The sequence below is a fragment of the Paramicrobacterium fandaimingii genome, from assembly GCF_011751745.2.
GTDB lineage: Bacteria > Actinomycetota > Actinomycetes > Actinomycetales > Microbacteriaceae > Paramicrobacterium > Paramicrobacterium fandaimingii.
The window spans coordinates 1,428,861-1,444,516 of sequence record NZ_CP061170.1 but is presented as its reverse complement, the minus strand read 5'-3'; the positions used below and the strand labels follow the sequence as shown (position 1 = coordinate 1,444,516).

The 15,656-nt window shown below is 62.8% G+C and carries 15 protein-coding genes; 2 read left to right on the top strand and 13 right to left on the bottom strand.

The genetic code is table 11. From position 1 onward, the window contains the following. Positions 1 to 125: 125 nt before the first annotated feature. The 4 genes from HCR84_RS07000 to HCR84_RS06985 form a co-directional block, all read right to left on the bottom strand. A complete protein-coding gene (locus HCR84_RS07000; protein WP_166983389.1) occupies positions 126 to 884 on the bottom strand; it encodes a fumarylacetoacetate hydrolase family protein in 759 nt (252 codons plus the stop codon). Positions 885 to 903: 19 nt separating this feature from the next. Continuing rightward, positions 904 to 2,013, bottom strand: a complete 1,110-nt coding sequence (locus HCR84_RS06995; RefSeq protein WP_166983388.1) for a branched-chain amino acid aminotransferase — start codon at positions 2,011 to 2,013, stop codon at positions 904 to 906. After that, positions 2,013 to 3,101 (bottom strand): 3-isopropylmalate dehydrogenase, encoded by a 1,089-nt coding sequence (locus HCR84_RS06990; RefSeq protein WP_166983387.1) that lies wholly within the window; start codon positions 3,099 to 3,101, stop codon positions 2,013 to 2,015. Before HCR84_RS06990 ends, HCR84_RS06995 begins: the two co-directional genes overlap by 1 nt. A 73-nt stretch (positions 3,102 to 3,174) precedes the next feature. Beyond that, the gene (locus HCR84_RS06985; RefSeq protein WP_434063558.1) at positions 3,175 to 4,278 is read right to left on the bottom strand and encodes a branched-chain amino acid aminotransferase; all 1,104 of its coding nucleotides are present in this window, start codon (positions 4,276 to 4,278) and stop codon (positions 3,175 to 3,177) included. A 391-nt stretch (positions 4,279 to 4,669) separates the two neighbouring features. Here HCR84_RS06985 and HCR84_RS06980 point away from each other — a divergent pair, with 391 nt between their 5' ends. Next, positions 4,670 to 4,927: a DUF6458 family protein gene (locus HCR84_RS06980; RefSeq protein ID WP_166983385.1), complete on the top strand. Its 258-nt coding sequence runs from the start codon at positions 4,670 to 4,672 to the stop codon at positions 4,925 to 4,927. Between the two features lie 83 nt (positions 4,928 to 5,010). Here the strand turns inward: HCR84_RS06980 and serA are convergent, their stop codons facing one another. The 3 genes from serA to HCR84_RS06965 form a co-directional block, all read right to left on the bottom strand. Then, entirely contained in the window at positions 5,011 to 6,600 is a 1,590-nt protein-coding gene (gene serA / locus HCR84_RS06975; RefSeq protein ID WP_166983384.1) for a phosphoglycerate dehydrogenase, read from the bottom strand. A 96-nt stretch (positions 6,601 to 6,696) separates the two neighbouring features. Further along, a complete protein-coding gene (locus HCR84_RS06970; protein WP_166983383.1) occupies positions 6,697 to 7,032 on the bottom strand; it encodes a hypothetical protein in 336 nt (111 codons plus the stop codon). Then, positions 7,032 to 7,472, bottom strand: coding sequence for a hypothetical protein (locus tag HCR84_RS06965; protein ID WP_166983382.1), 441 nt, complete (start codon positions 7,470 to 7,472; stop codon positions 7,032 to 7,034). Before HCR84_RS06965 ends, HCR84_RS06970 begins: the two co-directional genes overlap by 1 nt. Positions 7,473 to 7,580: 108 nt before the next feature. Between HCR84_RS06965 and HCR84_RS06960 the strand changes: the two genes are divergently transcribed. Next, positions 7,581 to 7,958: a hypothetical protein gene (locus tag HCR84_RS06960; RefSeq protein WP_166983381.1), complete on the top strand. Its 378-nt coding sequence runs from the start codon at positions 7,581 to 7,583 to the stop codon at positions 7,956 to 7,958. 74 nt (positions 7,959 to 8,032) lie between these two features. Here HCR84_RS06960 and ilvC read toward each other — a convergent pair whose 3' ends face one another. The 6 genes from ilvC to HCR84_RS06930 form a co-directional block, all read right to left on the bottom strand. Continuing rightward, a complete protein-coding gene (ilvC, locus tag HCR84_RS06955; protein ID WP_166983380.1) occupies positions 8,033 to 9,061 on the bottom strand; it encodes a ketol-acid reductoisomerase in 1,029 nt (342 codons plus the stop codon). A 68-nt stretch (positions 9,062 to 9,129) separates the two neighbouring features. Then, positions 9,130 to 9,639 carry an acetolactate synthase small subunit gene (gene ilvN / locus HCR84_RS06950; protein ID WP_195706699.1) on the bottom strand — a complete coding sequence of 170 codons (510 nt, stop codon included), beginning with the start codon at positions 9,637 to 9,639 and terminating at the stop codon, positions 9,130 to 9,132. A 2-nt stretch (positions 9,640 to 9,641) separates the two neighbouring features. Further along, the gene (locus HCR84_RS06945) at positions 9,642 to 11,459 is read right to left on the bottom strand and encodes an acetolactate synthase large subunit (RefSeq protein WP_166983379.1); all 1,818 of its coding nucleotides are present in this window, start codon (positions 11,457 to 11,459) and stop codon (positions 9,642 to 9,644) included. 41 nt (positions 11,460 to 11,500) lie between these two features. Next, positions 11,501 to 13,195: a dihydroxy-acid dehydratase gene (gene ilvD, locus HCR84_RS06940; RefSeq protein ID WP_166983378.1), complete on the bottom strand. Its 1,695-nt coding sequence runs from the start codon at positions 13,193 to 13,195 to the stop codon at positions 11,501 to 11,503. A 34-nt stretch (positions 13,196 to 13,229) separates the two neighbouring features. Continuing rightward, on the bottom strand, positions 13,230 to 14,039 hold the full coding sequence (gene otsB / locus HCR84_RS06935) for a trehalose-phosphatase (RefSeq protein ID WP_166983377.1): 810 nt from the start codon (positions 14,037 to 14,039) through the stop codon (positions 13,230 to 13,232). Continuing rightward, complete coding sequence (locus HCR84_RS06930; protein WP_244972585.1) at positions 14,036 to 15,538, bottom strand: alpha,alpha-trehalose-phosphate synthase (UDP-forming); 1,503 nt, start codon at positions 15,536 to 15,538, stop codon at positions 14,036 to 14,038. Before HCR84_RS06930 ends, otsB begins: the two co-directional genes overlap by 4 nt. Positions 15,539 to 15,656: the final 118 nt, after the last annotated feature.

Sequence of the window (15,656 nt, the reverse complement as noted above, 5' to 3'; positions counted from 1 at the left end):
CAGTGCTCGCCCGCCGGGTCGACCGGGACGAACCTCAACATCTCGCGCGGCCGGTCAGCAACGCACGCGATGGAGGAAACGCTCGGTGAACAGTTTATCGCCACGCGATGGGGAGGCCGGGCGGCTCAGACTACAGGGTTGCTGAGAGTTCCGATGCCGTCGATCTCAACCTCAACGACGTCACCAGAGAGCAATCGCCCCACCCCAGCGGGGGTGCCAGTCAAGATGACATCGCCCGGAAGAAGTGTGAACACCGCCGAGGCATGGGCGATGATCGCCCCCACCGAGTGAATCATGTTGCTCAGCGGAGCCTGCTGACGCACCTCGCCGTTCACCCGCGTCTGAATGGTTCCGCTCGTCGGAGTGAAGTCCGTATCGACGATGGGGCCGAGCGGGCAGAACGTGTCAAAGCCCTTTGCACGCGCCCATTGACCGTCTGCACGCTGAAGATCGCGCGCCGTCACATCGTTTGCTGCGGTGTACCCAAAGATGACCGATGCGGCGTCTTCCGCGGCGACGTTGCGCGCGATCGCGCCGATGATCACGGCGAGCTCGCCCTCATGCTCTACCTGGTCGGAAAGCTCGGGAAGAATGATCCGATCACCCGGGCCGATCACCGCCGTGTTCGGCTTGAGAAACAGCAGCGGCTCTTCTGGCGCCTCTCCGCCCATTTCTTGGGCGTGATCGAGATAGTTCTTTCCGACGGCGACGACCTTCGAACGCGGAATCACCGGAGCGAGCAGCGTCGCGCTTTCGCGCGGCACGCGCTCCCCCGTCGGGTTGAATCCGGTGTACATCGGGTCGCCATCGAGTACGACGAGAGCATCGCCGTCGACGATTCCATAGTTGATGGCGCCATCGTGGCTGAAACGGGCAATCTTCACGGGTCGGTCCCCTTTGGTGTCAGGCGTCGAGTCGGTAGAGCCAGCCGTGGCGGTCTTCGGCGCGGCCATGCTGAATGTCGGTGAGTTCCTTGCGCAGCGCCATGGTGATCTCCCCGGCCGGAGCGTCGGCCGAGCCGATGGTGAAGTCAGCGCTCTTCACCTGTGCGATGGGAGTGATCACCGCTGCGGTTCCACAGGCGAATATCTCGGTGATGCGCCCCGAGTCGACGCCCTCGCGCCATTCGTCGAGGGTGATGTCGCGCTCTTCCACCGTCATGCCGCGATCCTTCGCCAGCTGAATGACGCTGTCACGGGTGACACCCTCGAGGATGCTGCCCGAGGTCGCCGGCGTGACGAGAGTGTCGCCTCCCATCACGAAGAACACGTTCATGCCGCCAAGCTCGTCGACGTGCGTGCCGGTTTCTGCATCGAGAAACAGCACCTGCGAGCATCCGTTCTTGGCTGCTTCTTCTTGTGGCAGAAGGGATGCCGCATAGTTGCCGCCGCACTTCGCCGCACCGGTTCCGCCTCGCCCTGCGCGCGAGTACTGCGTCGAGAGCCAGATGGAGACGGGAGTAACTCCACCGGTGAAATAGGGCCCGGCCGGAGAGGCGATCACGTAGTACGCAACGGTGTGTGCGGCACGAACCCCGAGGAACGTCTCGTTGGCGATCATGAACGGGCGAAGATAGAGGCTGCCGTCGTCGCCCGGCGGAACCCAGGCACCGTCGACGGAGACGATTTGCTTGAGCGAGGTGAGAAAGTCCTCGACGGGCAGCTCGGGAAGAGCGAGGCGCCTCGCTGACCGCTGAAGGCGCTCAGCGTTCTTCTCGGGGCGGAACGTCCAGATGGAGCCGTCATCGTGGCGATACGCCTTGAGGCCCTCGAAGACTTCCTGACCGTAATGCAGAACCGCCGACCCCGGGTCGAGCTGCAGCGGGCCATACGGCACAAGTCGCGCATCGCGCCAGCCGGACTCCAGCGTCCAGTCGATCGACACCATATGGTCAGAGAAGTGGATGCCGAAGCCCGGGTTCGCGAGCACGGCGTCGCGTTCCTCTGCCGTTGCGGGTGTCGGGTTGAGCGTTCGCGCAAAGGTGAGCGCGGGCGAGTCAGAAACCGTTGTCATCAGTTTTCCTCTTGTCTCGATGCGAATGCGAGTGCCTCGTCAGTGAGGCGGGCGACGATGGCGTCGCCGATCTCGGTCGTCGTGCGGGTCGCTCCAGTGCGTTCCGCGATGTCTGCCTCGACAGCCTTCGAGATGGCTGCTGCCTGCGCCGCGAGGGCGAAATGGTCGAGCATGAGCGCAACGGAGAGAATGGCCGCGGTCGGGTCGGCCTTCTGCTGGCCGGCGATGTCGGGGGCAGAACCGTGCACTGGCTCGAACATGCTCGGGAAGGTTCCCGCAGGATTGAGGTTTCCCGATGCGGCCAGACCGATTCCCCCGCTGATCGCACCGGCAAGGTCGGTGAGAATGTCTCCGAAGAGGTTGTCTGTGACGATCACGTCGAAGCGAGCGGGATCGGTGACCATGAAGATCGTTGCCGCGTCGACGTGCAGGTAGTCGACAGCGACATCGGGAAACTCGGTGCCGACAGCGTCGACGGTTCGCTTCCACAGCGACCCGGAGAAAACGAGAACGTTTGTCTTGTGCACAAGCGTCAGCCGACCTCGGCGCGACTGCGCCTTCGCAAAGGCGAAGCGAACAACGCGGTCAACCCCGTATGCGGTGTTTACCGACACCTCGTTGGCGATCTCGTTCTCGGTTCCCTGACGGATGCTGCCGCCGTTGCCGACATAGGGGCCCTCGGTGCCCTCGCGCACAACGACGAAGTCGACGTCGCCCGCGTCTCGCAGAGGACTCGGAACCCCCGGGTACACCCGAGTCGGCCGCAGATTGACGTAGTGGTCGAGGCTGAAGCGAAGCTTCAGAAGAAGCCCGCGCTCGATGTTCGCGTCTTTCAGCCGTGGGTCGCCCGGCTCTCCACCGACCGCTCCGAGCAGAATCGCGTCTTTCGCCGCGATGGCTGCCAGATCGTCATCGGTGAGCACGTCGCCGGTCTCGAGGTAGCGCCGCGCCCCAAGGGAGAATCGTTCCTTCGTCAGCGTGATGTCGCTGCCAGACAGCGCAGAATCAAGCACCTTCTCTGCCTCGGCGATCACCTCCGGACCGATTCCGTCTCCGGGAATAACGGCAAGTGACAGCGTGCGTGACATGTGGCTCCTGGGAAATGTGACGGTGTTACGGCTCAAGCCTACCGCCGTCGCGGGGGTTGGATCGTGGCGTGCGTCATTCATCGAGCCGCCACATCCACCCGTACCGGTCGGCACGGTGGCCGTGCTGGATTCCAGTGAGTTCGTCACGCAGTTCTCGCGTGACGGGGCCGACGGCAGCATCCACTCGTCCCCAGGTGCCTTCGCGGCTCTTCACCTGCGCGATCGGCGTGATCACCCCTGCCGTTCCCGTCGCGAAGATCTCGGTGATCTCTCCCCCGGCCAAACCGTCGCAGAGCTCCGAGATCAGCACGTCGCGTTCGTCGACCCGAAGTCCACGGTCTCGCGCGAGTTGAATGACGCTGTCGCGCGTGATCCCCTCAAGGATGCTGCCGGATGCCGCGGGCGTGACGAGTGAATTCTCTCGCGTCAGGAAGAAGATGTTCATGCTTCCCACCTCGTCGACACGCGTTCCCGTCTCGGCGTCGGCGAACAGCACCTGCGCGCAGCCGTTGCGCTGTGCTTCCTGCTGAGGCAGCAGCGACGCGGCATAGTTTCCGCCGGACTTTGCCGCACCGGTGCCTCCGCGCCCTGCCCGCGAGAATTCGGTTGACACCCAGATCGATACGGGCTTCACGCCCTCGTCAAAAGAGAACCCCGCGGGAGACGCGATCGCGTAGTACGCGGCGACACGAGCCGGGCGCACGCCGATGAATGTCTCGTTGGCGATAATGAACGGGCGAAGGTAGAGGCTGCGCTCGGCCCCGCTGGGAACCCATGCCGCGTCGGCCGAGACCAGAACGCGAAGTGACTCGAGAAAGTCGGCTGTGCTCAGCTCGGGAAGAGCAAGGCGGCGAGCGGAGCGCTGAAGCCGCGCCGCGTTCTGCTCGGGCCGAAACGTCCAGATCGATCCGTCAGCGTGCCGATATGCCTTGAGCCCTTCGAAGACCTCCTGCCCGTAGTGCAGCACAGCCGAAGCCGGCGACATTTCGAGTGGGCCATAGGGCTGCAGCCGGGCATCGTGCCAGCCGCGATCGCTCGACCAGTCGACAGCCACCATGTGATCGGTGAAATGCCGACCGAAGCCGGGATCCGTCAGAATGCGCTCACGGGTCTTCGTCGGGGCCGGCGTCTCTGTGAGATGACGCTGAAAGCTCAGTGGTGCCGCATCTGCGGTGATCGTCATCGGGAAGTCCTCGGTTCAGTGCCACGCAGAAACGCGTGTTTCTGGCGTGCGGAAAAAGGATGGGGTTTCAGCCGTGTCGCGGGATGCCTCAGGGCGAGGAGCTTCGTGGCGGACGTCGTGGCGTGCGATGTCGCCACGGACAGGCTGACGCCGCCGGTTGCGGAGATGGCTGCGGGATCGCAAGCGCTCAGTAACGCACCGGTCAACGTGAGAGGCAGACATTGCCTGGCCGGGTTGCGGTGCTTGTCGCACCCGCACATTCAGCCACAGCGCCGCCACACGCGATGGCAGTGGCGACAAACCTGAATCTAGCAGGTTCCCGTGCCGAACACCGAGCGAGTTGTATGGTGAAGCCGACGGTTACCATTACCGAAAGGAAGACACGATGAGCATCGGAGCAGGAATCTTTCTCATCGCCATCGGCGCGATTCTCACGTTCGCGGTGAATGTCGACGTGCAATTCATCGACCTCGACATGATCGGGTACATCCTGATGGCTGCCGGAGTGCTGGTTGTCATTCTCGGCATCGTGCTTGCCTTCCGCAAGCGCCGCACGGTTGTCACCCGCCGCCAGGGCATCGACAGGCGAACCGGCCAGCCCTACGACACCACAGAGCACGGCGACAACGGCAGCGCCCTGTAGCAACACAGAACACTGGAACGACACAGCACACGGCGGCTGGCCCGGTGAGGAGCCAGCCGCCGTGTGCTGTTCAGATGGTGCTGCTATTCCGTGATGTCGATCTCGCGGACGAGCCTCGCCTGCGTTGCCTCGGCGATCTGGTCGAGTACGCCGTCGGGAGCGGGTGAATCGATCGTGAGCACGCTGAGGGCTTCACCACCGGCTTCGTGGCGTGCAATCTGCATGTTCGCGATGTTCACTTCGGCGGCGCCGAACTGCTGGCCATACACCGCAACGATTCCCGGGCGATCGGTGTACAGCAGCACGACGTGATGCTTGTCGATCGGCACCTCGACGTCATAGCCGTTGATTTCGACGATCTTCTCGGTCTGCTTGGTTCCGGTCAGCGTTCCTGACACCGAGATCTGCGAGCCGTCACTCAGCGCACCACGAATCGTGATGATGTTTCGGTACTCCTCGCTGACGGCATCCGTGATCTGGCGCACGTCGATGCCACGCTGCTCCGCCAGAAGAGGGGCATTGACGTACGAGACGCTCTCGCTGACGACGTTTGTGAAGATTCCTTTGAGCGCCGCGAGCTTGTAAACGCTGACGTCGTAGTCATTGAGCTCTCCGTGCACCTCGATGTCAACGCTCGTGAGCGGCGAGTGCGTGATTCCGGAGAACACCTGACCGAGCTTTTCCACAAGCGGAATGCCGGGGCGAACGTATGGGTCGATGATGCCGCCCGCGACATTCACTGCATCAGGAACGAGTTCGCCCCCGAGCGCGAGCCGAACGGACTTTGCCACCGAAACGCCCGCCTTCTCCTGTGCTTCGCTCGTCGAGGCTCCCAAGTGCGGAGTGACGACGATGTTGTCGAGGGCAAGAAGCTTTGACGCTGTCGGCGGCTCTGACACGAAGACGTCGATTGCCGCTCCAGCGATGGTGTGAGAAGCCAAAGCCTCGTACAGAGCGTCTTCGTCGATGAGCCCACCGCGCGCGACATTGATGATGAACGCACTTGACTTCATCTTCGCGAGTTGGTCTGTGCTGATCATTCCCGTGGTCTCGGGAGTCTTCGGCATGTGAATTGTGACGAAGTCCGCTGTCTCGAGAAGCTCGTCGAGCGTGACGAGCTGAACACCGAGCTGCTGAGCGCGGGCGCTCGTGACGTAGGGGTCGTAGGCGACGACGGAGACGCCGAACGACTGCAGCCGTGCCGTGATGAGTGCGCCGATGCGGCCGAGTCCGATGATGCCGACGGTCTTCTCATAGAGCTCGACGCCCGTGTACGCCGAGCGCTTCCATGCACCGTTAGACAGTGAGTGATTCGCCGCCGGAATGTGACGAGCCAGACTGAGCACGTGCCCAACCGTCAACTCGGCCGCCGAGATGATGTTCGACGTCGGTGCGTTCACAACCATCACGCCCGCTGTTGTCGCTGCCTTGATGTCGACGTTGTCGAGCCCGACGCCGGCGCGTGCAATGACCTTCAGGTTCGGTGCATGCGAGATTGCCTCGGCATCCATCTTTGTCGCGGATCGGATCAGCACGGCTTGGGCGGTGTTCAGCGCCGAGAATAGGGCTTCGCGGTCGGTGCCATCCACCTTTCTGACATCGAAGTCCGGCCCGAGGGCATCGACAGTTGCGGGAGAGAGTTCTTCGGCGATCAGCACGACCGGCTGTGACACAGGCATATCCTTACGGGTTCGGCGGATGAGATGGCAACGCCGCGACGGTGAGACGAAGATGCGTCACAGTTTAGTGGACGCAAAATTCGTGTGACGTTATGCGAAGCTGATCGCGGAGACGAGGCTCAGATACGTGGCGGCAGAGACGGCAAGGCCGCACACGTAGAAGACGGCTTGAACACTGTACCGATGCGAGCGTCCGAGCAGGAGTGCCGTGATGAAAATGCCGATGGGCATCAGAATGCTGACGATCAGAACGACCCACGCCGCAGCGCTCAGCGTGATTCCGAGCTGCGAGGCCACGCCGGCGAGAGTGAGAACATTGCCGACGGCTTCCCACAGATCGTAGGCGTAGAACAGACCGAAGAGGATGCCGAGGGCGAGCGAGGGCCATTGCCTGTACCGGTCGCGAGGCGATACCGCTTGCGTCATCACAGCCCTCCGATCACGAACGGCCAGGGAATCAGCACCAGCATTCCGAGAAGGAGCCAGATGATGCGGGCTCGTGCGTGCCCGCGTGTGAACCACAAGGATGCCGCGAACCAGAGCGGTGCCGCCGCTGCGGCCAGCCAGAGACCACCCGTGTACATGATTTGGTCGATGGGAGAGGCAACGGCGTAGCTATCGCGGCCAATGTTGAGCGCCCATCCCACCGTGTACAAGAGATAGATTCCGCCGAGGATGCCCAGCACGACGAGCATCGTTGAGCCGAGCTGCTGCGATGAATCAGCGACGGCCGCCGTGGGAGCAGTGCTCCGCGCACGCTTTCGTGCGGACTTCTTCGTCACCGGATGATCGGCCGCGCCGGTCTGCAGCGTCGGATCGTCGTCCCCGGCCCAGCTCAGTGGGTCGTCGTCACGGTCACGGCTCATGCCTCAAGCGTACTCGCGTCGCAGCAGACGGGGAGAACTCCCCCTGTGCACCGCGCACGGGTCACGGCTACGATGACGAGCGCAACTGCCCGACGAAAGGATGCCCACATGGCTATGACGATTGATTACATCATCTCTGGGGATCCAGAGCAGGCAAAAGCAGTGATCCGGGAGGCACTTGCTTCACAGGGTTTCGGCGTTGAGGTCGAACCGAGTGGGAGGTGGAGCGTTGCACGCGGAAGCAAGAAGGCCACAATGTTCCTTGGCGCTCTCGCGGGGAAGAAACAGCGTTTCGCATATGGGCTCTACTTCTACGATCACAACGGCCAGCTTCTGGCGCGCCCGATGCGCGAGACGGGATCGGGCGCGATGGGCGGAGCAATCGGAGTCGCCCGGGCGAACAACGTGTTCACCGAGGTTGACCAGGCCGTTGGCGAGCTGCTCACCCAGCGCGGAATTCTGGTCAGCTCGACGCGTCAGGACTGACGAGCGCTTTCGCGTTCACAGACGCTGATGGGCTCCGGTGAACCAGCACCGGAGCCCATCAGCTTTGCGCGTGACTAGCGGGCGACGGAGCCGTCTGTGTAGTCGTCGTCGCTCGAGGAGTTCCAGGCGAAGAGCTTGCGCAGTTCGCGACCGGTCGTCTCGATCGGGTGGTTCTCGCCCTTCTTGCGAAGCTCGAGGAACTCCTTCTGACCGTTGTCCTGGTCGTCGATGAACCGCTTGGCGAACGAGCCGTCCTGAATGTCAGAGAGAACGGCCTTCATGTTCTCCTTGACGCTCGGGTCGATGACGCGCGGGCCCGACACGTAGTCCCCGTACTCGGCCGTGTCAGAGATGCTCCACCGCTGCTTGGCGATGCCACCCTCCCACATCAGGTCGACGATGAGTTTGAGCTCGTGCAGCACCTCGAAGTACGCGATCTGCGGCTGGTAGCCCGCCTCGATGAGCGTCTCGAAGCCATACTGAACCAGCTGCGACGTGCCACCGCAGAGCACGGCCTGCTCGCCGAACAGGTCGGTTTCGGTCTCTTCGGTGAACGTGGTCTTGATGCCGCCGGCACGAAGTCCGCCGATGCCCTTGGCGTACGACCACGCGAGATCCCACGCGCTTCCCGATGCATCCTTCTCGACGGCGACGATCACGGGAACACCACGTCCGGCTTCAAACTCGCGGCGCACCGTGTGGCCCGGTCCCTTCGGAGCGACCATGATGACGTCGACGCCCTCGGGAGCCTCGATGTAGCCGAAGCGAATGTTGAAACCGTGCCCGAAGACAAGAACCTTGCCATCGCTCAGCTGATCCTTGATGGAGTCAGCGTAGATCGTGCGCTGGTACTGGTCTGGAGCGAGGATGACGATCACGTCAGCCCAGGCGGATGCCTCGGCGACGGTCTTCACAGTGAAGCCCTGCTCCTCGGCCTTGGCAATCGAGGTGGAGCCTTCCTTGAGGCCGACGACGACCTCGACGCCCGAGTCGCGCAGGTTCAGCGCGTGCGCGTGCCCCTGCGAGCCATAGCCGACGACGGCCACCTTCTTACCCTGGATGATCGACAGATCGGCATCTTGGTCATAGACAATCTCAGTCACAGTGTGGGTTCTCCTTCTTGTTGGAAATAGGTCTCGACGGATGCTGCGATGCAGCGGGCCGCCCGGTGTCAGTTCTTGAAAACGCGTTCCGTTATCGACTTCGGTCCACGGCCGATGGCGAGCAGCCCCGACTGAGCAAGCTCCTTGATGCCAAACGGCTCAAGCACCCGGAGAAGCGCGCGCGTCTTGCCCGAATCGCCCGTCACCTCGATGACAACGGCATCCGTTGCCACGTCGACGACGCGAGCACGAAAGAGATTGACGGCTTCGAGCACTTGAGAGCGCGTGACGTTGTCGACCTTCACTTTGATCAGCATGTGCTCTCTCAACACAGACTGCGATGGCTCGAGTTCGACGATCTTGATGACGTTGACGAGCTTGTTGAGCTGCTTCGTCACCTGCTCAAGCGGCTGTGTGTCAACGTCGACGACGACGGTGATGCGAGAGAGGCCGCTGACCTCGCTCGCACCCACGGCAAGCGATTCGATGTTGAACCCGCGCCGGGCGAAGAGGCCGGCGACACGTGTGAGGAGGCCGGGCTTGTCTTCGACAAGAAGACTCAGAACATGTTCGGTCATCGTCAGACCTCCTCATCGAATTCGGGGCTGTGCTCGCGGGCATACTGCACGTAGCTATTGCTGACGCCCTGCGGCACCATAGGCCAGACCATGGCGTCTTTGCTCACAACGAAGTCGATGACGACAGGTCTGTCGTTTGTCTCGAGCGCGAGCTTGATGGCGTCGTCGATCTCCTCGTCTTTCGTGACGCGGATGCCGAGGCATCCGTATGCGTCTGCGAGTTTGACGAAGTCGGGAATGTGCACCGAGTCGTGACCCGTATCGAGTTCGGTGTTCGAGTGGCGTCCGTCGTAGAACAGCGTCTGCCACTGCTTGACCATTCCGAGCGACGAGTTGTTGATGATCGCCACCTTGATGGGGATCTTGTTGATGGTGCAGGTGGCAAGCTCCTGATTTGTCATCTGGAAGCATCCGTCACCATCGATCGACCACACCGGCCTGTCTGGTTCGGCAACCTTCGCCCCCATGGCCGCGGGCACGGAGTATCCCATGGTGCCGGCACCGCCCGAGTTGAGCCAGGAGTTGGGGCGCTCGTACGTGATGAACTGCGCCGCCCACATCTGATGCTGGCCGACCCCGGCGACGTAGATGCCTTCTGGCCCGGTGAGCTCTCCGATGCGCTGAATCACCTTCTGCGGCGACAGAAGTCCATCGGTCGTCTCCGCATAGCCCAGAGGGAACTGCTCGCGCAGTCCGTCGAGGTAGCGCCACCACTCGGCGTAGTCGGGCTCGTCTGCACCCGTGGCCTGCGTGAACGCAGACGTCAGATCGACGATGACGTCTTTGGCATCGCCGACGATGGGAACGTCTGCCGTGCGGATCTTGGAGATCTCTGCCGGGTCGACGTCAACGTGGACAATCTTGGCATTCGGTGCGAATTCGGAGGTCTTTCCCGTCACGCGATCGTCGAAGCGAGCACCGAGAGACACGATCAGGTCGGAGTCCTGAAGAGCGAGCACCGCCGGAACGGTGCCGTGCATTCCCGGCATTCCCAAGTTCTGCTTGTGCGAGTCGGGGAACGCGCCGCGTGCCATGAGCGTGGTGACGACGGGGATCCCCGTCGTTTCAGCCAGGGTGAGCAGCTCTTCTGATGCTTGGGCGCGAACAACGCCGCCGCCAACGTAGAAGACCGGTTTCTTCGCCTGAGCGAGCATCTGCGCCGCCGCGTGAATCTGCTTGCCGTGCGCCTTCGTCACCGGGCGGTAGCCAGGCAGGTCGATCTTGGGCGGCCATGAGAAGGGCGCACGCTCCTGCTGGGCATCCTTTGTGATGTCGACAAGCACTGGGCCTGGGCGTCCCGTCGAGGCGATGTGGTACGCCGACGCGATCGCGGCCGGAACGTCAGCTGCCTTTCTCACAAGGAACGAGTGCTTCGTGATCGGCATGGTGATGCCGACGATGTCTGCCTCTTGGAACGCGTCGGTTCCCATGAGGGTCGAGAACACCTGGCCCGTGATCGCGAGCAGAGGGACCGAGTCCATGTGCGCGTCAGCGATTGCCGTGACGAGGTTTGTCGCACCGGGGCCGGATGTTGCGATGCACACTCCGACCCGGCCGCTTGCCGACGCGTACCCCTGCGCAGCGTGCCCGGCACCCTGCTCGTGGCGCACAAGAATGTGCCGAAGCTTCTTCGAGTCCATGAGGGGGTCGTAGACCGGGAGAATTGCGCCTCCCGGCAGCCCGAAGATGTCGTCGACGCCGAGAAGCTCGAGCGTGCGGACGACAGCCTCAGCGCCGGTGAGCTCCTCAGCCTGCGAGCCGAGCGCGGGAGAAGGCGATGGGGTGGGTGTTGGCGGAGTCGGTTGGGGGTCACGTGACATAGAGATGAGTGTCCTTGATGATCGTCGGCAGAAAGAGGTATCTACCCCGTGACGGCGCCCTCTGACGCAGAGCGCACGAGTTTGGAGTATTTTGCGAGAACGCCGCGGGTGTAGCGGGGAGGAAGCGGTGCCCAGCCGTCACGGCGGGCCGCAAGCTCTGCATCGTCGACCAGTAGATCAAGTGAGCGAGCTGCGATATCGACCCGTATCAGATCACCATCGCGCACGAATGCGATCGGACCTGCGTCCACCGCTTCGGGAGCTATGTGGCCGATGCACAGGCCGGTTGTGCCGCCTGAGAATCGACCGTCCGTCAATAGTAATACATCTTTTCCCAGTCCCGCGCCCTTGATGGCCCCCGTGATGGCGAGCATTTCTCGCATTCCCGGACCGCCCTTTGGGCCTTCGTACCGAATGATGATGACGTCGCCCGCAGAGATCTGCCCCTCGGTCAGGGCGTCCATTGCCGCGCGCTCCCTCTCGAACACGCGGGCAGGCCCTTCGAATACCTCAAAGTCGAAACCGGCAGTCTTCACGACGGCGCCGCCCGGGGCCATCGTTCCCTTGAGCACGGTGATGCCCCCGGTCGGATGAATCGGGTTGTCGAGGGTGTGAAGAACCTCGCCGTCGAGCGGCTCGGGGTTGATCTCCGCGAGGTTCTCTGCAACTGTCTTGCCCGTGACCGTGAGGCAGTCGCCGTGGATCAGGCCGGCGTCAAGCAGAGCCTTCATCACGACGGGCACTCCCCCGTGCCTGTCGACATCGTTCATGACGTATTTGCCGAACGGCTTGAGATCGCCGATGTGCGGAACGGTGTCGCCGATGCGGTTGAAGTCATCGATTGTCAGATCGACATCAGCCTCGTGCGCGATGGCGAGCAGGTGCAGAATCACGTTCGTCGAACCGCCGAAGGCCATCGCCACGGCGATGGCGTTCTCGAACGCTTCCTTCGTCAGGATGTCGCGAGCGGTGATTCCCTTGCGCAGCATGCCCACGACGGCTTCGCCCGAACGATGCGCGAAATAGTCGCGGCGGCGATCGGCAGACGGCGGCGCTGCGGAGCCGGGAAGGCTCATGCCAAGGGCCTCGGCAACAGAGGCCATCGTGTTCGCCGTGTACATGCCGCCGCAGGCACCCTCGCCCGGGGCGATCGCGCACTCGATGCGCCCCAGATCTTCTTCGCTCATCGTTCCGGCCTTGCAGGCTCCGACGCCCTCGAAGGAGTCGATGATCGTGACGTCCTTCTCCGTGCCGTCCGAGAGCTTGACCCACCCCGGGGCGATCGACCCGGCATAGAGAAAAACCGACGCAAGGTCAAGGCGAGCCGCAGACATCAGCATCCCCGGAAGGGACTTGTCGCACCCTGCGAGAAGAACGGTTCCGTCGAGACGCTCAGCCATGACGACGGTCTCGACGGAGTCGGCGATGACCTCGCGGGAGACGAGCGAGAAGTGCATCCCCTCATGCCCCATCGAGATGCCGTCAGAGACGGAGATCGTGCCGAATTGCAGCGGATACCCTCCGCCGGAATGCACGCCTTCCTTCGCTCCCTGCGCGAGGCGGTCGAGCGACAGGTTGCACGGCGTAATCTCGTTCCACGACGACGCGATGCCGATCTGGGGTTTATCCCAGTCTTCGTCGCCCATTCCGACGGCGCGAAGCATACCCCGGCTCGTTGTCGCCTCGATGCCGTCTGTGACGACCCTGCTGCGTGGTTTCACGTCGATCTCTGACATGTCTTGAGTCTATGCCGTGCGTCAAACTCCCGCGTTATGCACCCAGCAGATGGTTGCGGCGATCCGAGGCGAGCACCCGAAGCATCTGCGCGACCTCGGCTGTGCCGTGCAGCCGGTGCAGCGCAACCGTGGCTCCAGCGCCCACCTTCACAGAGAGGTCTCCCGGCTCGAGAGCTGCGAAGGCATCCTCGTCTGTGACGTCGTCGCCTGCATAGAGCATCGCGGTCGCTGTCGTGTGCAGCCGCAGTCGGTGCATTGCATCAGCCTTGGTCGCGGCGACGACAGAGAACTCAAGAACGTCTTTGCCCGCCCGATGAGTGACACCGGGGAGAGTTGCACCGATCGTGCGCGATGCGTCTCGCTGCGCTGCCTGCGCGGCATCCGGAGTCAGCCCTCGCGTATGCAGCGCGAACCCTGCTGGTTTGCCCTCGACGCGAGCCTCAGGATGCCGCGAGGCGACGCCCGTGATCGCCCGCTCCAGCTCCGTGAGAGCACGCTTCTCTTCTGCGGTCAGCGCGACGCCGGCGCGACCATCGCCAAGATCGTATTCTGCACCGTGCGAACCAATCAGCAGAACGCCATCCGGTGAACCGCTGACCGCCCGGAGGCTCTCGAGCGAACGCCCCGAGACCAGTGCAACGGTTGTGCCAGAGAGCAAAACGAGGTCCGAAATCGCCTGTAGGCTCTTCGGGTCGCTCCGAGCATCGTTCGGGCGGTCAACGAGCGGGGCGAGAACGCCGTCGAAGTCAAGTGCGACGGTGAGCTGCGCCGTTTTTGCAAGCGACCGCAGCGCCTCGAGCAGAGGGCCGGGGATTCCGTCGAAAACATGTGCCTGTGCAGTCATGATGCGCCTCCGTTCGCAATCCCGCGCTTTGCGGTTGAGTTGTGCTGAAGTTCGTCGAGAAACGCAGCTGACCATTTCGCCACGTCGTTCTCAAGGACGCGCCGACGCAAAGCGCGCATGCGCCGTCTGCGCTCCGCCGTCGACATGTCGATGGCGCTGATCATTGTGTCTTTCACACCGTCGATATCGTGCGGGTTGATCAGGAGCGCCTGCTTCAGATCGTCTGCGGCGCCCGTGAACTCACTGAGAACGAGGATGCCGTCGTTGTCTGCGCGAACGGCCACATACTCCTTCGCCACCAGGTTCATCCCGTCACGCAGCGACGTGACGAGCATCACGTCGGACGCCAGGTAGAGGGCAACCATCTCTTCGCGCGGATACCCATGATGCATATAGACGACGGCAGAGTGGCCGATTGTGCCGAAGTCGCCGTTGATGCGACCGACGGTTCCCTCGATCTGATCGCGAAGGGCGATGTACGCATCGACACGCTCACGGCTCGGGCTGGCCACTTGAATCAGCGTTGTCGACTCCACATCGATGCGCCCCTCGCGAAGCAGCTCGCCATAGGCCTTCAGGCGGTGCCTGATGCCTTTCGTGTAGTCGAGACGGTCGACGCCAAGCATGATCGTCTTCGGGTTCCCGAGGTCTTTGCGAATCTGCTGCGACCGGGCGATGACGGCGGGATCCTCGGCCAGCCGTGCATATGAGGCTGAGTCGATGGAGATCGGGAAGTGCCGAGCAACCACCCTGCGCACCGGAAGTCCCTTGCGCGAGGGCGGCGATCCGGCTACCTCGTCCTTCGAGGTGTCTTCGGGAACCCAGATTCGAGTTCCCTTCGTCTCGAAGCCGAAGATGCGACGAACGGCACGCGAGAAGTTGCCGGCATCGGCCGAGCGCTGAAAGCCGATCACGTCGGCCCCGAGAAGCCCACGGACGATCTGCTTGCGCCAGGGCAGCTGCGCGAAAAGACCGTATGCCGGAAACGGAATGTGATTGAAGAAGCCGATTGTCAGGTCGGGCCGCGCTTCACGCAGCATGCCCGGGACGAGCTGCAACTGATAGTCATGCACCCACACGGTCGCCCCCGGCGCGGCGATCGCGATCGCCCGATCGGCAAAACGCCGGTTGACCTCGCGATAGGCTTCCCACCACTCACGGTGATAGGTCGGCTGCGAGATGACGTCGTGGTAGAGCGGCCAAAGCGTGTCGTTCGAAAAACCTTCGTAGTAATACTCGACGTCGAGTTCTGAGAGCTCGACGGGCTCCATTTTTATTCCATCGTGCTCAAACGGTTCAACGACGGTATCCGCCGCACCGGGCCACCCGATCCAAGCCCCGTCAACGCCGCGCATCACGGGCTCGAGGGCTGTGACGAGCCCTCCGGGCGACAGCCGCCACATCTGCGAGCCATCGGGACCTGTCACGGAGTCAACAGGCAGCCGATTTGCCACAACGACGAAATCGAATGCCGCAGACTTTCGAGATTGTGAAGCCACGATGCGCCCCTCTCCCGACCTGGCGGTCTGGTGTTTCACCAGAGTATCAGCGCACCCCGCGAAGGCAGCGCACTCGAGATCGCCAGGCCCGCCATCGACGTTTCGCGCGAGTGAGAGT

What these genes read in the sequence shown, in the direction of transcription:
- ilvN (WP_195706699.1), bottom strand. Translation starts at nt 9,639, where the DNA reads ATGACCGAACATGTTCTGAGTCTTCTTGTCGAAGACAAGCCCGGCCTC.
- HCR84_RS06965 (WP_166983382.1), bottom strand. Translation starts at nt 7,472, where the DNA reads ATGAGCCGTGACCGTGACGACGACCCACTGAGCTGGGCCGGGGACGAC.
- HCR84_RS06980 (WP_166983385.1), top strand. Translation starts at nt 4,670, where the DNA reads ATGAGCATCGGAGCAGGAATCTTTCTCATCGCCATCGGCGCGATTCTC.
- HCR84_RS06960 (WP_166983381.1), top strand. Translation starts at nt 7,581, where the DNA reads ATGGCTATGACGATTGATTACATCATCTCTGGGGATCCAGAGCAGGCA.
- HCR84_RS06995 (WP_166983388.1), bottom strand. Translation starts at nt 2,013, where the DNA reads ATGACAACGGTTTCTGACTCGCCCGCGCTCACCTTTGCGCGAACGCTC.
- otsB (WP_166983377.1), bottom strand. Translation starts at nt 14,039, where the DNA reads ATGACTGCACAGGCACATGTTTTCGACGGAATCCCCGGCCCTCTGCTC.
- HCR84_RS06990 (WP_166983387.1), bottom strand. Translation starts at nt 3,101, where the DNA reads ATGTCACGCACGCTGTCACTTGCCGTTATTCCCGGAGACGGAATCGGT.
- ilvD (WP_166983378.1), bottom strand. Translation starts at nt 13,195, where the DNA reads ATGTCAGAGATCGACGTGAAACCACGCAGCAGGGTCGTCACAGACGGC.
- HCR84_RS06945 (WP_166983379.1), bottom strand. Translation starts at nt 11,459, where the DNA reads ATGTCACGTGACCCCCAACCGACTCCGCCAACACCCACCCCATCGCCT.
- HCR84_RS06970 (WP_166983383.1), bottom strand. Translation starts at nt 7,032, where the DNA reads ATGACGCAAGCGGTATCGCCTCGCGACCGGTACAGGCAATGGCCCTCG.